Annotated in this window: 19 protein-coding genes; 9 read left to right on the top strand and 10 right to left on the bottom strand. The window is 59.9% G+C overall.

Translation table 11 applies throughout. The features are described 5' to 3' along the window. Nucleotides 1–38: 38 nt before the first annotated feature. The gene (gene rpmA, locus BMY73_RS12775) at nt 39–311 is read right to left on the bottom strand and encodes a 50S ribosomal protein L27 (protein WP_062378791.1); all 273 of its coding nucleotides are present in this window, start codon (nt 309–311) and stop codon (nt 39–41) included. A gap of 35 nt (nt 312–346) precedes the next feature. Further along, nucleotides 347–661: a 50S ribosomal protein L21 gene (rplU, locus tag BMY73_RS12770; RefSeq protein WP_007950961.1), complete on the bottom strand. Its 315-nt coding sequence runs from the start codon at nt 659–661 to the stop codon at nt 347–349. 241 nt (nt 662–902) lie between these two features. Between rplU and BMY73_RS12765 the strand changes: the two genes are divergently transcribed. Both BMY73_RS12765 and BMY73_RS12760 read left to right on the top strand, forming a co-directional pair. Continuing rightward, a complete protein-coding gene (locus BMY73_RS12765) occupies nt 903–1,871 on the top strand; it encodes a polyprenyl synthetase family protein (protein ID WP_062378793.1) in 969 nt (322 codons plus the stop codon). A gap of 178 nt (nt 1,872–2,049) precedes the next feature. Further along, nucleotides 2,050–2,292 carry a PA4570 family protein gene (locus BMY73_RS12760; RefSeq protein WP_062378799.1) on the top strand — a complete coding sequence of 81 codons (243 nt, stop codon included), beginning with the start codon at nt 2,050–2,052 and terminating at the stop codon, nt 2,290–2,292. 94 nt (nt 2,293–2,386) lie between these two features. On the opposite strand, the gene BMY73_RS12755 is transcribed toward BMY73_RS12760, so the two are convergent. The 4 genes from BMY73_RS12755 to BMY73_RS12740 form a co-directional block, all read right to left on the bottom strand. Further along, nucleotides 2,387–3,004, bottom strand: coding sequence for a BamJ family beta-barrel-assembly machinery protein (locus tag BMY73_RS12755; RefSeq protein WP_062378801.1), 618 nt, complete (start codon nt 3,002–3,004; stop codon nt 2,387–2,389). A 100-nt stretch (nt 3,005–3,104) separates the two neighbouring features. Beyond that, on the bottom strand, nt 3,105–3,593 hold the full coding sequence (locus tag BMY73_RS12750) for a TIGR00645 family protein (RefSeq protein ID WP_092407467.1): 489 nt from the start codon (nt 3,591–3,593) through the stop codon (nt 3,105–3,107). 174 nt (nt 3,594–3,767) lie between these two features. Then, on the bottom strand, nt 3,768–4,100 hold the full coding sequence (locus BMY73_RS12745) for a PA4575 family protein (RefSeq protein ID WP_062378803.1): 333 nt from the start codon (nt 4,098–4,100) through the stop codon (nt 3,768–3,770). 186 nt (nt 4,101–4,286) lie between these two features. Next, nucleotides 4,287–6,719 carry a Lon protease family protein gene (locus tag BMY73_RS12740; protein WP_092407465.1) on the bottom strand — a complete coding sequence of 811 codons (2,433 nt, stop codon included), beginning with the start codon at nt 6,717–6,719 and terminating at the stop codon, nt 4,287–4,289. A 282-nt stretch (nt 6,720–7,001) separates the two neighbouring features. Between BMY73_RS12740 and BMY73_RS12735 the strand changes: the two genes are divergently transcribed. Together BMY73_RS12735 and BMY73_RS12730 are read left to right on the top strand one after the other, a co-directional pair. Then, the gene (locus BMY73_RS12735) at nt 7,002–7,490 is read left to right on the top strand and encodes a DUF3015 domain-containing protein (RefSeq protein ID WP_062378806.1); all 489 of its coding nucleotides are present in this window, start codon (nt 7,002–7,004) and stop codon (nt 7,488–7,490) included. Nucleotides 7,491–7,571: 81 nt separating this feature from the next. Further along, nucleotides 7,572–9,431: an Lnb N-terminal periplasmic domain-containing protein gene (locus tag BMY73_RS12730; RefSeq protein WP_092407463.1), complete on the top strand. Its 1,860-nt coding sequence runs from the start codon at nt 7,572–7,574 to the stop codon at nt 9,429–9,431. A gap of 131 nt (nt 9,432–9,562) precedes the next feature. On the opposite strand, the gene BMY73_RS12725 is transcribed toward BMY73_RS12730, so the two are convergent. Beyond that, entirely contained in the window at nt 9,563–9,760 is a 198-nt protein-coding gene (locus BMY73_RS12725; protein ID WP_062378810.1) for a heavy-metal-associated domain-containing protein, read from the bottom strand. Between the two features lie 168 nt (nt 9,761–9,928). On the opposite strand from BMY73_RS12725, the gene BMY73_RS12720 reads away from it, so the two are divergent. From BMY73_RS12720 to cueR, 3 genes are all read left to right on the top strand, one after another. Continuing rightward, nucleotides 9,929–10,309: a hypothetical protein gene (locus BMY73_RS12720; RefSeq protein WP_092407461.1), complete on the top strand. Its 381-nt coding sequence runs from the start codon at nt 9,929–9,931 to the stop codon at nt 10,307–10,309. A gap of 76 nt (nt 10,310–10,385) precedes the next feature. Further along, nucleotides 10,386–12,593, top strand: a complete 2,208-nt coding sequence (locus BMY73_RS12715; RefSeq protein WP_092407459.1) for a heavy metal translocating P-type ATPase — start codon at nt 10,386–10,388, stop codon at nt 12,591–12,593. Continuing rightward, nucleotides 12,593–12,994: a Cu(I)-responsive transcriptional regulator gene (gene cueR, locus BMY73_RS12710; RefSeq protein ID WP_062378815.1), complete on the top strand. Its 402-nt coding sequence runs from the start codon at nt 12,593–12,595 to the stop codon at nt 12,992–12,994. Before BMY73_RS12715 ends, cueR begins: the two co-directional genes overlap by 1 nt. A 54-nt stretch (nt 12,995–13,048) precedes the next feature. Here cueR and BMY73_RS12705 read toward each other — a convergent pair whose 3' ends face one another. From BMY73_RS12705 to BMY73_RS12695, 3 genes are all read right to left on the bottom strand, one after another. Next, nucleotides 13,049–13,942 (bottom strand): PA4780 family RIO1-like protein kinase, encoded by an 894-nt coding sequence (locus BMY73_RS12705; protein WP_092407457.1) that lies wholly within the window; start codon nt 13,940–13,942, stop codon nt 13,049–13,051. 245 nt (nt 13,943–14,187) lie between these two features. Beyond that, nucleotides 14,188–14,994, bottom strand: a complete 807-nt coding sequence (locus BMY73_RS12700) for an AraC family transcriptional regulator (protein WP_092407455.1) — start codon at nt 14,992–14,994, stop codon at nt 14,188–14,190. A 103-nt stretch (nt 14,995–15,097) separates the two neighbouring features. Continuing rightward, nucleotides 15,098–16,375 (bottom strand): acetyl-CoA C-acetyltransferase, encoded by a 1,278-nt coding sequence (locus BMY73_RS12695; protein WP_092407453.1) that lies wholly within the window; start codon nt 16,373–16,375, stop codon nt 15,098–15,100. Nucleotides 16,376–16,478: 103 nt separating this feature from the next. Here BMY73_RS12695 and BMY73_RS12690 point away from each other — a divergent pair, with 103 nt between their 5' ends. Together BMY73_RS12690 and BMY73_RS12685 are read left to right on the top strand one after the other, a co-directional pair. Further along, a complete protein-coding gene (locus BMY73_RS12690; RefSeq protein ID WP_092407451.1) occupies nt 16,479–17,834 on the top strand; it encodes a 3-oxoacyl-ACP reductase in 1,356 nt (451 codons plus the stop codon). Nucleotides 17,835–17,908: 74 nt separating this feature from the next. Next, nucleotides 17,909–18,766: a MaoC family dehydratase gene (locus tag BMY73_RS12685; RefSeq protein WP_092407449.1), complete on the top strand. Its 858-nt coding sequence runs from the start codon at nt 17,909–17,911 to the stop codon at nt 18,764–18,766. The last annotated feature ends 14 nt before the right edge of the window (nt 18,767–18,780 follow it).

The following is an 18,780-nucleotide window of genomic DNA, read 5'->3' as shown; positions in this document are numbered from 1 at the left end:
TGGCTTTCGCTACGCCTTCACACAGCCTGAACGCAAGATCACGCCGCGACTTCTGCTTTCGGCACGATGCTTACATAACGGCGACCGAAGGCGCCTTTAACCTGGAACTTGATCACGCCTTCGACTTTAGCGAACAGAGTGTGATCTTTGCCCATGCCAACGCCGTAGCCAGCGTGGAACTGGGTGCCGCGCTGACGCACGATGATGTTGCCCGGAACGATGACCTGGCCGCCATACATCTTCACGCCAAGGCGTTTGGCTTCTGAGTCGCGACCGTTACGAGTACTACCACCAGCTTTTTTGTGTGCCATGAGTTCAATTCTCCTAGTGAGGAATTAGGCTGAAATTAAGCCTGAATACCGGTGATTTTGATCTCGGTGTACCACTGGCGGTGGCCCATACGCTTCATGTGGTGCTTACGGCGACGGAACTTGATGATGCGGACTTTATCGTGACGACCTTGGGAGATCACTTCAGCCACAACGGTAGCGCCGGCAACAACTGGAGCGCCGATGTTCACGTCGTCGCCATTGGCGACCAACAGAACGCGATCAAAAGTAACGGATTCGCCAGTAGCGACTTCCAGCTTTTCGATCTTCAGGTATTCACCTGGGGCAACCTTGTATTGCTTGCCGCCAGTAACGATTACTGCATAAGACATGGTATTTCTCCGAAAATCCTGCTCACCCAGCTCTTTATAGGAAGAGGTATTGGCTGGCATGGCTGCACGGGGCTGGAAAGGCCCATGTGCAATTGCGTAAGGCAGGTGCTGCCCAGGAAAGTTAGGGTGCGCGATTGTACGCAAGCCACGAACGCCTTGCAAGCGGCGTTACTTCACGCCTTGACAGGGTGGGGCCTGCAACCTAGCATGCCGCGCAACCCTTCTGGAGCACGTCTCGCTGATGCAACCCCAAGCCTTCTACCGCGCTGTGGCGGACGACTTTACAGCCGTCGACCACATTATCAAGAAGCAGCTGACATCGCGCGTGCCGCTGGTCTCGAAAATCGGCGACTACATTACCTCCGCCGGCGGTAAACGACTGCGTCCATTACTGGTGCTTCTGTGCGGCAAGGCACTGGGCAGCGGCGGTGACGACCTTCGTCTGCTGGCCGCCACCATCGAATTCCTGCACACCGCGACCCTGCTGCACGACGACGTGGTCGACATGTCCGGCATGCGCCGTGGCCGCTCGACCGCGAACGCCATGTGGGGCAACGCGCCGAGCGTACTGGTGGGTGATTTCCTTTACTCGCGCTCGTTCGAAATGATGGTCGAGCTCGGTTCGATGCCGGTCATGCAGATCCTGTCCAAGGCCACCCGCGTCATCGCCGAGGGCGAAGTTCTACAACTCTCGAAAATTCGTGACGCCAGCACCACCGAAGAAACGTACATGGAAGTGATCCGCGGCAAGACAGCCATGCTGTTCGAAGCCTCGACTCACAGTGCCGCCGCCCTGGCCAAGGCCGGTACGGAACAGAGCGAAGCACTGCGCACCTTTGGCGATCACCTCGGCATCGCATTCCAACTGGTCGACGATCTGCTCGATTACCGTGGCGACGCCGAAACCATGGGCAAGAACATCGGCGATGACCTTGCAGAAGGCAAACCTACCCTTCCGCTGATCTACACGATGCGCGAAGGCACGCCTGAACAGGCGGCGCTAGTGCGTCAGGCCATTCAAAAGGGCGGCCTCGAGGATCTGGAGAGTATCCGTGATGCCGTCGAACAGTCGGGGTCACTGGATTACACCGCTCAACTGGCTCGTGACTACGTGGCACGCGCCATCGCCTGCCTGGACGCCCTGCCCCCTAGCGAATACCGCGACGCCCTGATCGAGCTGAGTGAGTTTGCGGTCGCTCGCACCCACTGATCAGCAGCTCGCTACACCGAAAGCCCGTCCGCGTGACGGGTTTTTTGTTGCCCGCGATTATCCACAGGCGTATGGCCTTGATGCGCCAGCGGCGCATAATGCGAATAAATCTCAAATAGATCCTTGCTATTTCACAGATAAGAATTATTCTCATTGAAGACTTTCAAGGAGAACGAACATGACCTATTTGATCGACGCCTGGCTGGATCGGCCACACCCTTACCTGCGCATCCTGCATCGCGAGACAGGCGAGGTATGTGCAGTGCTGGAAGAAGACGCGCTGGACGAGTTACGGGATCAAGGGGATCTGGACGTCAACAGCCTGAGCTCATGTGAACCCGGTGTTCAAAAGGAGATGGTGCGCAGCCTGTTTCTGTTCTGCTACGCCCGGGCCTTGCGCCCGGCCTGCGAACTGCACTGATGCCACGCCTGAATCCGACGTTGCCGAGTGGACACGTATTGTCCACCCGGCAACGATCTGCCTGAGCCTAAAGCTTGAGGCTACGGCAACAGCCTTAGAGAACGTCGAGCAGTTCTACGTCGAATACCAGAACGCTGTGCGGTGGAATGCTGCCCACGCCTTGTGCGCCGTAAGCCAGTTCGCTAGGAACGTGCAGACGCCACTTGCTGCCGGCTTTCATCAGTTGCAGTGCTTCGGTCCAGCCTGCAATCACACCACCGACCGGAAACTCGGCAGGTTCGCCGCGATCGTAGGAGCTGTCGAACACGGTGCCGTCGATCAGCATGCCGTGGTAATGGGTGCGCACGTTGCTTTCGCGGGTTGGCTGAGCGCCCTCGCCCGCTGTGATGACTTCGAACTGCAAACCCGACTCCAGCGTGGTGACACCTTCGCGCTTGGCGTTTTCGGCCAGGTATTGCTTGCCCGCACCCGCGGCGGCTTCGGCCTTGGCAGCGGCTTCGGCCTGCATGATTTCACGAATGACTTTGAAGCTGGCAGCCATTTCTTCCTGGCCAACACGGCTTGGCTGGCCACCGAAAGCGTCGGTCAGACCGGCCAGAATGGCATCCAGATTGACGCCCGGCGGCGGGTTGTCGCGCAGTTGGTCGCCCAACTGGCGGCCGATGCCGTAGCTGACGCGGGTTTCGTCGGTGGACAGATTGACTTCGGACATAACGCTGCTCCGCTGAAGAGCGCCCGCGGGCGCCCTGATCTAAAAGGCCGAGCAGCCTAGCACAACCGGATAAACGCAGTCATAAACTACCCGGCCGATATCAATGCTTGGTCAGCTTGTCCAGATAGCCCATCGCAAACGCCGACACCACAAATGTCATGTGGATGATCACATACCACATCAGGTATTGCGGCTCGATGTTCTTGGCGTCCATGAACACCCGTAGCAGATGAATGGAAGAAATCGCGACGATGGACGCGGCGACTTTCATCTTCAACGAAGACGAGTCCATTTTGCCCAGCCAGTTGAGCTTTTCCTTGTCTTCGTCGATGTCCAGCTGAGAGACGAAGTTTTCGTAGCCGGAGATCATGACCATCACCAGCAGACCGCCCACCAGCGCCATGTCGATCAGCGACAGCAAGACGAGAATCAGGTCCGACTCGGCCAGCGAAAACACGTTGGGAAGGACATGAAAGATTTCCTGGAAAAACTTGAGCGCCAGCGCCAGCAATCCCAGAGACAAGCCAAAGTAGATCGGCGCCAGCAACCAGCGCGACGCGTACATGGCATTTTCGATAAAACGTTCCATTGAAGCTCACAGGTCATTGAAAGCTCGCGAGTATAGGGCGAAGCCGTTCCGGCACAACCCTTTACGACAAGACTTGAAACAATTAACCCGATGAAACAGCCTCGACGAATGCCGTGCTACGCCTCTGGACTCCAGGAAAACAGACGCGACGTTCGTCGAGACGACGGTGCTTGCTCAGCTAACCGGGGAAGTTCGCTGGCTGTGGGATAAATCACCATTGATGCGTCGTAACTCACCTTGCAGATGAAGGCTCCAGATCGGTAACTCTTCTGCGGTCTGATAGCCGTGTAGCGCAAGACTCTCGGCAATCGCATCCAGTACCGACTCGGCGGCAACCGGACCATGGAAAGGCCCTTGAGCCTTGAGCGCAGAAGGTTGTTCACCGGACATCCCGGCAGCGAACAGCAAGGTCCACATACCGTTATCGCCGGACAGCGGGCGAATCACACATTCGATACGGGTCACCAGACCCAGGCATTGGCGAGTAAGACAGAGGCTGCGCGGCATGGCGAGCTCCTCATTGATTGCAGTATTCATTCCCTCGAACCGCTTTTCGGAAATGCGTCAGTCCCTTTGACCACTGCTGCAACCCGACAATATCGAACAAATACCCTTAAGGAAAAGGGTGAAAACAAAAAGGGCGCCGAATGGTCATTTTGCCATCAGACGCCCTGTTTAGTTGACGTCAAATCATCAACTTTTCAGCTCAGGCTGTAATTGTGGCGCCTCTTTTTCGAGCTCCTTGAGGTCCTCGTCGCTGAGCATTTCAGCAATGTCGCGAAGGCGGTCCACCACCCGGCCGTTGACCGAGTTTTCCGGGAATTGACCCTCTTCGTCCGCCTCACCCACCGGTTCGCCGACCAGCAGACTCAACGCCTCATCGACCTGGCGCACGGCATAGACATGGAATTGTCCGGCACGCACGGCCTGCAGGACCTTTTCATCGAGCATCAACGTGGCGACGTTTGCCTGCGGAATGATCGCGCCCTGATCACCGGTCAGGCCACGGGCTTCACACAGCCGGAAGAAACCTTCGATCTTCTCGTTGACCCCGCCGACTGCCTGGACTTCACCGAACTGGTTGATCGAACCGGTGATCGCGAAACACTGCTTGAGCGGTGTCTTTGACAACGCGGAAATCAACGTGCAGACCTCACCCAGCGACGCACTGTCGCCATCCACATAACCGTAGGACTGCTCCAGCGCGATGCTAGCGGAAATCGCCAGCGGGAATTCCTGTGCATACCGACTGCCCAGGTACCCCGTGAGAATCATCACGCCTTTGGAGTGGATCGGCTGACCGAGGTTGACCTCACGTTCGATGTCGACGATGCCGCTGCCACCCGGGTACACCGTGGCAGAAATCCGCGCCGGGACCCCGAACGCCGAATCGCCGACTTCCAGCACCGTCAGGCCGTTGCACTTGCCGACCGCCGCGCCTGCGGTGTCGATCAGGATGATCCCGGCGAGCATGTCGTCCAGAATGCGTGCCGACACGCGGCCGGTGCGCGTGGCCTTGGCTTTCAGCGCCCGCTCGATATGACCGGCGTCGGTGCGCTCGTCGTTGGCCAGGCTGCGAATGAAGTCTGCCTCGCTGACCAACTGGAACAGATCGCCAATACGGGCCGACAGACGTCCCTGGTGTTCGGCCAGGCGCGCGCTGTAGGTCGCCAGACGCGCCACCGCATCGGCGGTCAGCGGCGCCATGCCTTCTTCCGAAGTCCGGGTTTTGAGCAACTGGGCAAACTGCTCCAGGCTCTCGTCGACCATCGGAATGTCTTCATCGAAATCGACCAGCACCCGAAACATCTCCTGGAAGTCCGGATCCAGGTCCTGCAGCGTGTAGTACAGCGAACGGGCGCCGATGATGATGACTTTGACGTGCAACGGGATGGTCTGCGGCGTCAGCGTCACCGTGGCGATACGGCCCAGTTCGCCCAACGGCGACTCCATCTTCAGCTTGCGCGATTGCAGCGAACGCTTAAGCGCGTCCCATACGAACGGCTCACTGAGCATTTTTTCAGCTTCCAGAATCAGGAAGCCACCGTTGGCCCGGTGAAACGCACCTGGGCGCAGTTGGCGATACGTGGTGTACAGCGCACCTTGATCGGTGCTGTATTCGATACGGCCGAACAGATTGTCGTAGGTCGGGTGAGGCTCGAACACCACCGGCGCTCCGCCGCTGGCCGAGTGGCCGACCACCAGGCTTGGGCAGTATTGCTCTTCCAGGAGCTTGCGCGCCTGGGCGTCGGTCTTGCTGTCATCGACCAGCTGCTCGACCACGGTTTTCAGCAGATTGACCTGCATCGCCTGCAGATACGCGCAGACCGCGGCGTTTTCCGCGTACTGTTCGGACAACGGCGCCAGCAAGGGCTGCAAGGCCAGAATGATGGTTTCTTCATTCAACTGGCGCATCTGGTTATTGGACTCGCGCTTCCACTGCGGCAGGCTGGCGAGCTCTTCGTTGAGACGCTCCTCCAGAGCCGAGATATCGGTGTGAAAGCGTTCACGGTCAGCCTCTGGCAACTGCGAAAATTCGGCCTCGTCCAGCGCCTTGCCGTCCAGCATGGGCGTGAACGCGATGTTGCTGCTGTCGCGGTACAGCGCAATGTCTTTTTCCAGGGCAAGGCGTTCGATCACGTCCAGTGCCCGGTCATAACGCTGATTGAAGGCGCGGTCGATGGCGCTTTTTTTCTGCTGGTAGGACGGATGCTCGAACACAGCAGGAAAGGTCGACAGCAAGTTGTCGATCAGTCCGTTGATGTCAGCAATGAACGCACTGGCACTGCCCGGCGGCAACTCCAGTGCCCGCGGCTCTCGTGCCTCATCGAAATTATTGACGTAGACCCAGTCGGACGGGGTCTGCATGCGCTTGCCTTCGGCCTTGAGGTACCGCTTGACGAAAGAGAAGCGGCCGGTGCCGGGCTCTCCCATGACAAACACATTGTAACCGGGGCGCGGCATGGCGACCCCGAACTGTAAAGCCTCGACGGCTCGTTCCTGGCCGAGCACGCCGCGAAAGGGTTCCAGATCGTTGGTTGTCGTGAAGCTGAACTGTTCAGCGGAAAAGGGACGGGTCAGCGCCTCAGGCGCAAGTCGCAAGCTGGCAGCAACAGGATCGGGCATCGGACATCCTTACATCAGGCGGGGCAGATGGGCGCATTCTGGCGCTCGCCGCACCAGACTGGCAAGGCAAGAACCACCAGAGTGCCTTTTTTGATCAGAGAACTTTCCTACAGCTTTTCCGGACCCGAACTGCATACAACAAAGTGTAATAGCTGACGGAACGTTCAGATCGTGCCTAAACTCCAAGCTGCGCGGCCGGTAACAAATTAAATAACCGGCCCTCCCTGGCGCCCGTATCGGCCAGGATCCGACCCTTGGTTGAAACAAACAGAGACTAAAGCTATGAAACGGATTCTTCTTGGTACTCTCTTCGCCGCTGTGTCCATCAACGCCATGGCTCAAGCGCCTGGCGGCCCAGACTGCGGCTGGGGCAACATGCTGTTCGAAGGTCAACGCGGTACCCCCGCTCACTTCCTCGCTTCCACCACCAACGGCACCTCCGGTAACGCCACGTTCGGCATGACCTCAGGCACCAACGGCTGCTCCACCAACAGCGCCCTGACTTACGGCGGTAAGTCCTGGTTTGCCATGAACGGCATGATGGACGAGCTTTCCAAAGACATGGCGATGGGCCAAGGCGAGGCACTGACGACCTATGCGGTCGTACTGGGCGTTGCACCGGAAGACCGTGCGCATTTCGCCGCAGTCACCCATGACCACTACCAGCAGATCTTCAACAAGGCAGACGCCACCGCTGAAGACGTGCACACCAACACCCTCGACGTTCTGAAGAACGATCCGACGTTGGCTAAATACGCAACTCAGGCTTAAATACGCTTCACCTGCCTTCTTCGGAAGGCAGGCTCCCACTGCTCTCGTTCAGCTTCCGTCTACCTGATTAGTTGCCAATCTATGCTCAAACGCCTTGCCTGGCTGGCGCTCTGTGTCTGCGCCCCGCTGTATGCCGCGCCTCACATCGATGATGATCGTTTGCAGCAATTGGCCAATTCCAGATTCTGGGTCGCGATAGGCCATTATGAAGCCGGGAAACTCGGTGGCTGGCGCAGCTATGTCGACGACCCGAAATTCTTCCTCGCCGTCAACGGCGCCCACGATCCCAAAGCCGAGCTGGCCGCCACGCTCGAGGCGATCTATCGCCCCGTCGTCCAGGGCAAGGAAGACGAACACCCACAGTGCGTCTACCCCTCTCGCACGCGATTTTTACGTGATCAGCTGAAGCTGACTGACCTGCCCGCCGTCGACTGCAAGGAATTCAACAAGTGGTTCTCCGACGTCGCGCCCGACAGCACGGTGATGATTTTCCCCGCCGCGTACCTCAACAGCCCGTCGTCGATGTTCGGCCATACCTTGTTGCGCATCGATCAGGCCGGGGTCGAGGCGAACAAGACCGCCTTGCTCAGCTACGCGATCAACTTCGGCGCCTACATCGAAGGCTCCGACAACAGCATCCTGTACGCCTGGAAAGGCCTGATGGGCGGCTATCCGGGGCTGTTCGCGCTGGTGCCCTATCAGGAAAAACTCTCTGAGTACCGCAGCCTGGAAAACCGCGATCTGTGGGAATACCGGCTGAACCTGACGCCGGAAGAAACCCGGCGCATGGTCGAGCACGTGTGGGAACTCAAACAGATTCGCTTCGGCTATTTCTTTTTCGACGAAAACTGCTCTTATCGTCTTCTCGAACTGTTGCAGGTTGCACGGCCGAGCCTGAACCTGACGCCGCAATTCCGCCTGACGGCGATCCCCACCGATACCGTGCGTGCCGTCAAGGACGCGGGGTTGGTGGAGAAAATCGATTATCGGCCTTCCAAGGAGCGTGAACTGCTCAGCCGCGCCGAGCCCCTGAACCATGATGAAAAGCAATGGGTGCTGAAGGTCAGCGCGGATCAGCAGCAAATGCAGAGCCCTGAATACCTGGAGGTTCCGAAGGAGCGACGGGCGTTGATTCAGGACGCGGCGTATCGACTGGAGCGCTACCGTGCCAACGGCCTGGAACGCGACCCGGTCCGCTCGCAGCGCAGCTATGACCTGCTGCGTGCAATCAGCACCAATCCCCCGCCGGCACTGGAAATCGAGCGCCCTGGCTTGCCGGAAGACGGCCATGAATCGCGCACCTGGCAACTGGGCGCCGGCACGCGGGATGACAAAGCGTTCGCCGAATATGGCTTGCGCATGGCGTATCACGACCTCAACGACAATGCCTATGGCTTCCCGTTGGGCGCGCAGATCGAGATCCTTCAGCTCAAGCTGCGTCAGTACGAAGACAGTCGCTGGCAGGTTCAGCAACTGGACCTGGCGACCATTCGCTCGTTGACCCCTCGCAACGAGCTGCTGCAGCCATGGTCGTGGCAAGTGGCGGGCGGTCTGGAGCGTGTGCTGGGCAAGCATGGCGACGAGAATCTGGTCAGCCACGTGAACGGCGGCGCGGGCGGGACCTGGAAGCTGGGGGACGACGTGCTGGGCTTTGCGCTGGGCACGGTGCGGATCGAACACAATAATGACTTCGACGCGCTCGTGTCACCCGCCGCCGGCTTCAATACCGGGGTTCTGTGGCGTAATCCACTGGGCAATTTCAGCCTGGAAACCAAAGGCGATTACTTCATCAACGGCGAAGTCCGTCGCAACATCAGCTTGAATCAGCAGTGGGAGCTTTCGCGAAACCTGGGCCTGCGGCTCAGCGCACAACGGGAATTCAGCCAACTGACGTCGCCCGTGAACGAAGTGATGCTTGAGTTGAAGTGGTATCACTATTAGGAACGCAATTTTTTAGGCGCGCGCTTGGTCTGGGCGGCATTCCGACGAATGCATTGGATCAGGCATATCATCGGTGAATGATGGATCCCCTTCGCGGGCAAGCGCGCGCCTACAAATGCTGCTCTGCAGCCTTATGCAACCTTCGCGCTGTACCCTTCCTCCTCGATCAGCCCGATCACCTGCTCGCTCGCCAACTGGCTCTGCACCTTGACCTCGCCTTTGGCCAGGTCGATCTGCACGTCGGCGGCCGGGTCTTGAGCCTTGATCGCGTTGGTAACGGCGCGGACGCAGTGTCCACAGGTCATGCCTTGAACGTTGAATACCTGCATGTGATGACTCCTCGGTTGAGTGGCTGCTCACGGGGTGAAACAGCTGAACGTCGCCATGTTCGACCTTCCCACCGTGGCAAGGTCAAGTTTCTCGTGCATCTGCCGGGCTGGTGTTCCGCGATGTCCTGAGCCAAAGTGTTTCATCATCGAACATCAGGAGAATCGGCAATGCGCTGGTCAGCCTTTCGCATCGCAGGTTTTATCGGCCTGTTGGCTTCCGCATCCTGGGCTCAGGCCGATCAGGACTACGGCGTACTCATCATTTCCCGCGAGCGGCTGGAAGTGGCCACGTCCTGCGAGATTGGCATTTACATGCAGGATCAACTGGTCGGTCGCCTGTTCCAGGAAGAGTCACGCTCTTACAACCTGCCCGCAGGCGATGTGTCACTGCGTCTGCGCGTGCTGCCTGGCCAGACGCCAGGTTGCTCGCCCGGCATTGAAGCGCAGAACAATACCCGCATTCATATCAATGCAGGCGATGTCCTGAAATACCGGATTGCCTCCGGCCCGAACGGCATGTATCTCAAAAAAGCCGATCTGAATTATTGATGCAACTCAGGACTTGACCTTGCCAACGTGGCAAGGTTGATCCTTGCTGGCAATCGCCTTCAAGGAGTGCCCGACCATGCCCAGTCCCGATACGTTTGACCTGCCGATCACCGGCATGACCTGCGCCAGCTGCTCAGGCCGTGTCGAACGCGCCTTGCGTAAAGTCCCCGGCGTTACCAACGCTACCGTTAACCTCGCCAATGAACGCGCTCACGTGGAAGTCGCCGGGCCGATCGATCCGGCGACGCTGATCGCCGCCGTCGACAAAGCCGGTTATGGCGCGAGTCTGGAGCAGGATACTTCCGTTCAGGAAGCCGACCAGCAAAAACGCCATGACAGCGAACGCTGGCGCTTGATGCTGGCCATCGTGCTGGCGGTGCCGCTGGTGCTGCCGATGTTGCTGCAGCCTCTGGGCGTGCACTGGATGCTGCCCGGGTGGGCGCAGTTTCTGCTGGCGACACCGGTTCAGTTTTTCCTGGGTGCGCGCTTCTATGTCGCGGCGTGGAAGGCCGTCCGCGCCGGTGCCGGAAACATGGACCTGCTGGTTGCCCTGGGTACCAGTGCGGGCTATGGCTTGAGCGTGTATCAGTGGCTGACGGCCGCGCCGGGCAGCATGCCGCATTTGTACTTCGAGGCGTCGGCGGTGGTCATCGCCCTCGTACTGCTCGGCAAATACCTGGAAAGCAGTGCCAAGCGCCAGACCGCCAGCGCGATCCGGGCGCTCGAGGCGTTGCGCCCCGAACGCGCGATTCAGGTCATTGACGGGCAGGAACACGACGTCGCCATCAGCGCGCTGAAAGTCGGCGACCTTGTACGGGTCAAACCCGGTGAACGTTTTCCGGTCGACGGACAAGTCGTCGAAGGCCATAGCCATGCCGACGAAGCCCTGATCAGTGGCGAAAGCCTGCCGATCCCCAAACAACCGGGCGACAAGGTGACCGGCGGCGCGATCAATGGCGAGGGCCGACTGCTGGTCAGCACTCAGGCGCTAGGCGCGGAAACCGTGCTGGCGCGAATCATCCGCCTTGTTGAAGACGCTCAGTCCGCCAAGGCGCCCATCCAGAAGCTGGTGGATAAGGTCAGTCAGGTATTTGTACCGGCCGTCCTTCTGATCGCGATGGCGACACTGGCCGGATGGCTGTTCGCCGGGGCCTCACTGGAAGTCGCTTTGATCAACGCTGTCGCGGTACTGGTCATCGCCTGCCCTTGTGCGCTGGGGCTGGCGACCCCGACCGCAATCATGGCCGGAACCGGCGTCGCGGCTCGCTACGGCATCCTGATCAAAGACGCTGAAGCCCTCGAACGCGCTCACGAAGTCACCACCGTCGTATTCGACAAAACAGGCACGCTAACCTCAGGCACACCTCGGATCGCCCACATGGTGGCGCTCAATGGCGATGAAAGCGAGTTGCTACAGATGGCCGGCACGTTGCAGCGTGGGAGTGAACACCCGCTGGCAAAAGCCGTACTCGACGTTTGCAGTGATCGCGGCCTGACACCCGAAGACGTGACCCACAGCCGCTCGCTGGCGGGGCGTGGCATCGCCGGTACGCTTCACGGTCGGGAGCTGGCGCTAGGCAACCGACGCCTGTTGGAAGAAAGCGGCCTGAATCCAGGATCGCTCGCTGACAAGGCCATGGCGTGGGAGGCCGAAGGTCGCACGCTGTCGTGGTTGATCGAACTGGCCCCGCAACGGCAGGTGGTTGGCCTGCTTGCGTTTGGCGACACCGTCAAGCCAGGCGCAGCACGCGCCATCGAGCAACTGAGCAAGCGCCATATCAGCAGCCACTTGTTGACCGGCGATAACTGGGGCAGTGCCAACGCCGTGGCCGACACGCTGGGCATCACCGATGTTCACGCCGAAGTCTTGCCCGCCGACAAAGCCGCTGCCGTTGTCGCCCTGAAGAAAACAGGTGTGGTGGCGATGGTCGGCGATGGCATCAACGACGCGCCTGCGCTCGCGGCCGCCGACATCGGCATCGCAATGGGCGGGGGCACCGATGTGGCGATGCACGCCTCGGGCATTACCTTGATGCGTGGCGATCCGCGCCTTATTCCCGCAGCACTCGACATCAGCCGCAGGACTTACGCCAAGATTCGTCAGAACCTGTTCTGGGCGTTCGTCTACAACCTGATCGGCATTCCACTGGCCGCGTTCGGCCTGTTGAATCCGGTACTGGCAGGCGCGGCCATGGCGCTGTCGAGCGTAAGTGTGGTCAGCAACGCCCTGCTGTTGAAAACCTGGAAAATGCCTGAGGATCCGATGGATCAGGGAGACGCGTAATGAACATTGGTCAAGCGGCAAAAAACAGCGGCCTGAGCGCCAAGATGATTCGTTACTACGAGTCGATCGGCCTGCTGCAGGCCGCGACCCGCACCGACAGCGGCTATCGCGTCTACAGCGCCAACGACCTGCACACGTTGGCGTTTATCAAACGCTCACGAGATCTGGGCTTTTCACTGGAAGAAGTCGGCAAACTGTTGACCTTGTGGCAGGACCGAGGCCGCGCCAGTGCCGATGTGAAAGCGCTGGCGAACAAACACATCATCGAGCTGAATCAGAAGATCGAAGAACTGGCGGGACTGAGGGATACCTTGCAGGATCTGGTCACGCACTGTCAGGGCAACGACCGACCGGACTGTCCGATTCTCAGGGATCTGGAATCGGGTGGGTGTTGCCATTAAGCCCAGGCGCCAATAACGGAAAACCCGGCATGAGCCGGGTTTCCGTGTAACCGGTCACTGCATCCAGGGCGGAGGCGGTTCTTCGGCCTTGTTGGGCGGCGCATCGTCTGCCGTGCGTGCAGCCTGGCGTCGTGCTTCATCCCGTTGCGCCGCTTCGATTTCGCGCAACACGCTGTTCACATCGGCCACGTCGTCCGGATCGGCGAACTCGCCGGTCAATACCGTGGCAGGCGACAAAGTGCCGGCCTCGTAGTACGCCCACATTTCTTTGGCATAGCGCGTCTTCTTCAATTCCGGCGCGAAGCGACCGAAATAGGAAGCCATGTTGCCCACGTCACGCTCCAGCATGCTGAACGCGTGATTGTTACCGGCCGCGTCGACCGCCTGAGGCAAGTCGATGATGACCGGGCCGTCTGGCGAAAGCAGCACGTTGAACTCGGAAAGGTCACCGTGCACCAGTCCGGTACACAACATGAGCACGATTTGCTGAATCAGGAACGCGTGATACTCGCGGGCCTGATCGGGCTCCATCGTGACGTCGTTCAGACGCGGCGCCGCATCGCCGTACTCGTCAGAGACCATCTCCATCAACAGCACGCCTTCAAGGAAGTCGTACGGCTTGGGCACCCTGACTCCCGCATTGGCCAACCGAAACAAGGCCGCCACCTCGGCGTTCTGCCAGGCGTCCTCGGTTTCCTTGCGACCGAATTTAGAGCCTTTTGCCATGGCGCGAGCCTGGCGACTGTTACGGACCTTACGGCCTTCCTGGTACTCCGCAGCCTGTCGGAAACTACGTTTGTTTGCCTCCTTGTAAACCTTCGCGCACCGCAGCTCGTTGCCACAGCGCACCACATAAACAGCTGCCTCTTTGCCGCTCATCAGCGGACGCAGCACCTCGTCTACCAGACCGTCTTCGATCAGGGGTTCAATGCGTTTTGGAGTCTTCATCAGCTTTTTTTGTGGGTCCTTCGTTGCCAAACACGCGATTGTTGCTCGTTATACGGCAATCCTCTGCCAGCGAGTAGGGGCATCTGGAATGCAGTCATGGATTCAATTGCAAACCATACGTTCCCCGCGTTCATCCAAGCACCTTTCATGCCGGGCCGCAGCATGACCCCGGCGCCCTCAATGTCGCCTGCATTCCCCTTTCGGACAGATCGACGAACGGCCCGACGAATGAGAGACCGAGGCCCTCAGTTTCTGAACAGTTCGCCCGGGGTGAAGCCAAACAGCCCCTTGAAAGCCGCAATGAATGCCGACGTAGAATCGTAACCACAATTGAGCGCGGTACTCGTCACGCTTTCGCCCTCTTCCAAAGCGTTGAGCGAAGCCAACAGCCTGGCGCGCTGACGCCAACCCCGGAAGCTCAATCCTGTCTCGCGCTGGAACAGGCGCATCAGCGTTTTTTCCGACATGTTCAGGCGAGACGACCACTCGGTCAGCGTGACAGGCTGCCCAGGGTCATCCACCAGTTCATTGCACAGCGCCAACAAACGGGCATGACGCGGCAACGGAAGGGAGAAGCCGACTTCCGGCAAGCTCGCCAACTGATCGAGCAACACGTTGACGAGGCGTGATTCCTGGCTGTCGTGCTGGGGGTAATCGGCGGGAAGCAGGCAGAAGGCCTTGATTAACTCGCGGGCCAGCGGCGTGACCTCCAGGACCCGACACCGGTTCGGCGCCCACTGAGCATCCTGCGTGCGCACGTACAGGCTGCGCATTTCCGCACGCATCGAAGTGACCACTTCATGATCCAGCCCCGCAGGAATCCAGACGCCCCACTGCGGCGGTGCGAAGAAGCTGCCCTGCGCGGTGTGTACGCCCAGCACGCCGCTGATCGCGTAGGAGAATTGCACCCAGTCATGACGATGCGTCGGCGTCCATGATCCTGCGTTCAGACTCTCGGCCCGCGCATAAAGCGGGCTGGGCAGATGTGTCAGCGTCGGAATGAGGCGCTGGGTGCTCGCGTTGCGGTATGGGCGATGTCCGTTGGTCGGCATGAGCGCGCCTTGTGTCGTGAAGCGGCAGTTTACGTTGCAGCGCGGACGTCCTGCCAGTCACGCCTGCCTCAATCCCGGCAGGCGCAACTACCGCTAGCCATCATCACCGCTCGATGATGGCCGTGACGCCCTGCCCGCCCGCGGCACAAATCGAGATCAGCCCTCGTCCCTGCCCGGCCACACTCAGCAGCTTCGCCAGGTTGGCGACAATGCGTCCGCCAGTGGCGGCAAACGGATGCCCTGCCGCGAGCGAACTGCCTTTGACGTTGAGTTTGCTGCGATCAATCGAACCGAGTGGCGCATCGAGTCCCAACCGGGTTTTGCAGTAATCTGCGTCTTCCCACGCCTCCAAGGTACACAGCACCTGTGCCGCGAAGGCTTCATGAATTTCGTAGTAATCGAAGTCCTGTAAGGTCAGTCCGTTGCGGGCCAGGAGACGCGGCACCGCATACACCGGCGCCATCAACAATCCTTCCTCTCCGCGCACGAAATCCACTGCCGCTGACTCACCATCGCGCCAGTACGCCAGGACCGGAAGACCGCGTTCACGCGCCCACTCTTCACTCGCCAGCAGGACCAGCGATGCGCCGTCTGTCAGCGGCGTGGAATTGCCAGCTGTCAGAGTGCCCTTGGCACTGCGTTCGTACGCAGGCTTGAGCGATGCAAGCTTTTCCAGGCTGGCATCGACCCGCAGGTTGTTGTCGCGGGTCAGTCCCAGAAACGGGGTGATCAGATCGCTCTGCCAACCTTCCGCATACGCGGCGGCCATCTTTTGATGGCTCTCCAGCGCCAACTGATCCTGAGCCTCCCGGGGAATCTGCCAGGTCTGCGCCATCAGTTCGCAATGCTGCCCCATCGACAATCCCGTGCGAGGCTCACCATTGCGCGGCAATTCGGGTTTGAGGTTATGCGGACGCAACTGCGTCAACGCCTTCAGCTTGTCGGCCGTGGTTTTGCTGCGATTGACCTGCAGCAGGATCTGCCGCAGATCTTCGTTGACCCCGATCGGCGCGTCAGAGGTTGTATCGACGCCTCCGGCGATGCCGCATTCGATTTGTCCCAGCGCAATTTTGTTGGCGACCAGTAATGCCGCTTCAAGGCCAGTGCCGCAGGCCTGCTGTATGTCATAAGCTGGCGTTTGTGGGGACAACCGGGAGCCCAGCACGCATTCGCGGGTCAGGTTGAAGTCCCGGGAATGTTTGAGTACCGCGCCCGCCGCCACTTCCCCCAGGCGCAGGCCATGCAGGTTGAAGCGCTCGATCAGGCCCTCCAGCGCGGCGGTCAGCATGTCCTGATTGCTGGCCGTGGCGTACGCCCCGTTGGAACGGGCGAACGGAATCCGATTCCCCCCGATGATGGCCACGCGACGTGTCTGACTCATTGAAATCTCCCTTTCTGGTGTGGGTGCTCAACTGAAGAGCGTAGGACTTTCTGCAGGCGAGTGTGGTCAACTGCTTTGAACCCCGACTCAAGGAGAGTGTTCCATGGCATCTGATCGCTACATTGACTTCGCCAACTCGGACATCGGCCGCCGTCTGATCGGAGCGGTAGGTCTGCCAGCACCCGTTCGGCTGGAGCGCTGGCAAGCGGGCCGTTTGCGCCCGGTCGAAGGCGCGTTGCTGTTGAGTGGCGGTCCCCTTGCCGAGCGCGTCAGCGAATTTGCGCCACGCATGACCGACCTGCTGTTCAGTTTCGGCAGTGACGTCAGTGGCGCGCACCCGTGGACCAGCGACCAAGGCTCGAGGATCAAAGCCGTTGTGTTCGACGCCAGCGCACTGGTGCACACCGATCAACTGGGTCAACTTCGGGAGTTCTTTCAGCCCGTCCTGCGCCATCTGGATCACAGTGCGCACCTGGTGATCCTGGCGCGTGCCCCGGACTCAATGAGCGATCCGCTGGCCGCCAGCACGCAACAAGCCATCGAAGGGTTCAGCCGCTCGCTGGCCAAGGAAATGCGCAACGGCGGTACCGTCCAGCTGCTGCAGGTCGAGGAAGGTGCCGAGGACCAACTGGAAGGTGCGCTGCGGTTCTTCCTGTCGCCAAAAAGCGCGTTCATTTCCGGGCAGGTGATTCGCCTCAGCGCGTGTGAAGCCAAGGTTCAGGACTGGAGTCGTCCGCTGGCCGGACGCAAGGCGCTGGTCACCGGGGCCGCACGCGGGATTGGTGCGGCCATCGCCGAGACCCTTGCACGCGACGGCGCCGACATCGTGCTCCTGGACGTGCCACAGGCCAAGTCTGACCTTGAAGCCCTGGCCGCACGTCTGGGCGGTCAGGCCGTGGTGCTGGATATCTGCGCGCCCGACGCCGCGGCCCAGTTGATAGATCGGATTCCGGACGGACTCGACATCGTGGTCCACAACGCGGGCATCACGCGCGATAAAACCCTGGCCAACATGACGCCGGACTTCTGGGATTCGGTGCTGAACGTCAACCTCAATGCACCGCAAGTCCTGACGCAAGCCTTGATCGAGGCTGGCGCGCTGCACGACAACGGCCGTGTGATTCTCATGGCATCGATCAGCGGCCTGGCGGGCAATCGTGGGCAAACCAACTACACCACCAGCAAGGCCGGTCTGATCGGCCTGGCCCGTGCATGGGCACCGTCGCTGAAGGAGCGTGGCATCAGCATTAATGCGGTCGCGCCGGGGTTCATCGAAACCAGCATGACAGCCCACATGCCCTTCGCCCTGCGCGAAGCAGGTCGGCGAATGAGTTCGCTGGGCCAGGGCGGCCTGCCTCAGGACGTCGCCGAGGCAGTCGCATGGTTGAGCCAGCCCGGAACAGGCTCGGTCAGCGGTCAGGTGCTGCGCGTCTGTGGACAGAGCGTCATCGGTGCCTGAGCCGTCTATGCTTGGCGGGGCTTGACCGGCCTCAACGGGAATGCGCACGCGGTGCTGAAAACGGGAGAGTTTCAATGAGTTCACATTGGCGTTATCTGGACGCTCCACCGGCGCTGCCTGGTCTGTTCGTGCAGGCGGCTCTGCGACGCAAGGTCAGCGGCACGCATCTGCCCGATCAGGGCTTGCGCTGCTGGGTGTCGGTCGATCCCGAGAAGGTGAATGCGTTTTCCAAGGTCTGTGGGTTTGTCCCCAGCAGCCTGTTACCGCCGACGTATCCCCATGTGCTCGCGTTTCCACTTCAAATGAAGCTGCTGACCGACAAGGATTTTCCTTTCCCGTTGCTGGGACTGGTACACCTGCAAAACCGCATCAGCATCCGTCGCCCGCTGGGCAGCGTGATCAAGGCTCAGGTGAGCGTGCGCGTCGCCCACCTCAAGCCCCATGCCAAGGGCGCGACATTCAGTCTGATTACGCAGATCGAGGACGCATTGGGGCTGTTGTGGGAAGAAGACAGCACCATGCTCTGTCGAGGCGTGCACCTGGAAGGCGAAGTGGAAGGCGCATATGAGCCTGCACCGTTGCCGATGACCGAACTGGCGACCTGGTACGCACCGTCGGACATTGGCCGTCAGTACGCCAAGGTCAGCGGCGACTACAACCCGATTCACTTGAGCGATACCAGCGCAAAATTGTTTGGTTTCCCCAAGGCCATCGCCCACGGCCTGTGGATAAAAAGCCGGACGCTGGCGGCACTGGATGACCACTTGCCCGCGTCGAATGTGGAGATCTGCGTGGAGTTTCAGAAACCGGTGCGCTTACCCAGCGAGTTGACGCTATCGGCCAGCGCGGCAGGCTCGCATGGGCAACTGAAGGTCGAGGGCAAGGAAGGCATCGTACACATGGTGGGGAGTTGGCAGCCGGCGTCGGAGTGAGAGGGTTATTTTTG

It is taken from the genome of Pseudomonas sp. NFACC02 (assembly GCF_900110765.1).
In the GTDB taxonomy this organism is placed as follows: Bacteria; Pseudomonadota; Gammaproteobacteria; order Pseudomonadales; family Pseudomonadaceae; genus Aquipseudomonas.
The sequence above is the reverse complement of the archived record's forward strand: the minus strand, read 5'-3'. Positions and strand labels throughout refer to the sequence as shown.

What these genes read in the sequence shown, in the direction of transcription:
- rpmA (WP_062378791.1), bottom strand. Translation starts at nt 311, where the DNA reads ATGGCACACAAAAAAGCTGGTGGTAGTACTCGTAACGGTCGCGACTCA.
- rplU (WP_007950961.1), bottom strand. Translation starts at nt 661, where the DNA reads ATGTCTTATGCAGTAATCGTTACTGGCGGCAAGCAATACAAGGTTGCC.
- BMY73_RS12765 (WP_062378793.1), top strand. Translation starts at nt 903, where the DNA reads ATGCAACCCCAAGCCTTCTACCGCGCTGTGGCGGACGACTTTACAGCC.
- BMY73_RS12760 (WP_062378799.1), top strand. Translation starts at nt 2,050, where the DNA reads ATGACCTATTTGATCGACGCCTGGCTGGATCGGCCACACCCTTACCTG.
- BMY73_RS12755 (WP_062378801.1), bottom strand. Translation starts at nt 3,004, where the DNA reads ATGTCCGAAGTCAATCTGTCCACCGACGAAACCCGCGTCAGCTACGGC.
- BMY73_RS12750 (WP_092407467.1), bottom strand. Translation starts at nt 3,593, where the DNA reads ATGGAACGTTTTATCGAAAATGCCATGTACGCGTCGCGCTGGTTGCTG.
- BMY73_RS12745 (WP_062378803.1), bottom strand. Translation starts at nt 4,100, where the DNA reads ATGCCGCGCAGCCTCTGTCTTACTCGCCAATGCCTGGGTCTGGTGACC.
- BMY73_RS12740 (WP_092407465.1), bottom strand. Translation starts at nt 6,719, where the DNA reads ATGCCCGATCCTGTTGCTGCCAGCTTGCGACTTGCGCCTGAGGCGCTG.
- BMY73_RS12735 (WP_062378806.1), top strand. Translation starts at nt 7,002, where the DNA reads ATGAAACGGATTCTTCTTGGTACTCTCTTCGCCGCTGTGTCCATCAAC.
- BMY73_RS12730 (WP_092407463.1), top strand. Translation starts at nt 7,572, where the DNA reads ATGCTCAAACGCCTTGCCTGGCTGGCGCTCTGTGTCTGCGCCCCGCTG.
- BMY73_RS12725 (WP_062378810.1), bottom strand. Translation starts at nt 9,760, where the DNA reads ATGCAGGTATTCAACGTTCAAGGCATGACCTGTGGACACTGCGTCCGC.
- BMY73_RS12720 (WP_092407461.1), top strand. Translation starts at nt 9,929, where the DNA reads ATGCGCTGGTCAGCCTTTCGCATCGCAGGTTTTATCGGCCTGTTGGCT.
- BMY73_RS12715 (WP_092407459.1), top strand. Translation starts at nt 10,386, where the DNA reads ATGCCCAGTCCCGATACGTTTGACCTGCCGATCACCGGCATGACCTGC.
- cueR (WP_062378815.1), top strand. Translation starts at nt 12,593, where the DNA reads ATGAACATTGGTCAAGCGGCAAAAAACAGCGGCCTGAGCGCCAAGATG.
- BMY73_RS12705 (WP_092407457.1), bottom strand. Translation starts at nt 13,942, where the DNA reads ATGAAGACTCCAAAACGCATTGAACCCCTGATCGAAGACGGTCTGGTA.
- BMY73_RS12700 (WP_092407455.1), bottom strand. Translation starts at nt 14,994, where the DNA reads ATGCCGACCAACGGACATCGCCCATACCGCAACGCGAGCACCCAGCGC.
- BMY73_RS12695 (WP_092407453.1), bottom strand. Translation starts at nt 16,375, where the DNA reads ATGAGTCAGACACGTCGCGTGGCCATCATCGGGGGGAATCGGATTCCG.
- BMY73_RS12690 (WP_092407451.1), top strand. Translation starts at nt 16,479, where the DNA reads ATGGCATCTGATCGCTACATTGACTTCGCCAACTCGGACATCGGCCGC.
- BMY73_RS12685 (WP_092407449.1), top strand. Translation starts at nt 17,909, where the DNA reads ATGAGTTCACATTGGCGTTATCTGGACGCTCCACCGGCGCTGCCTGGT.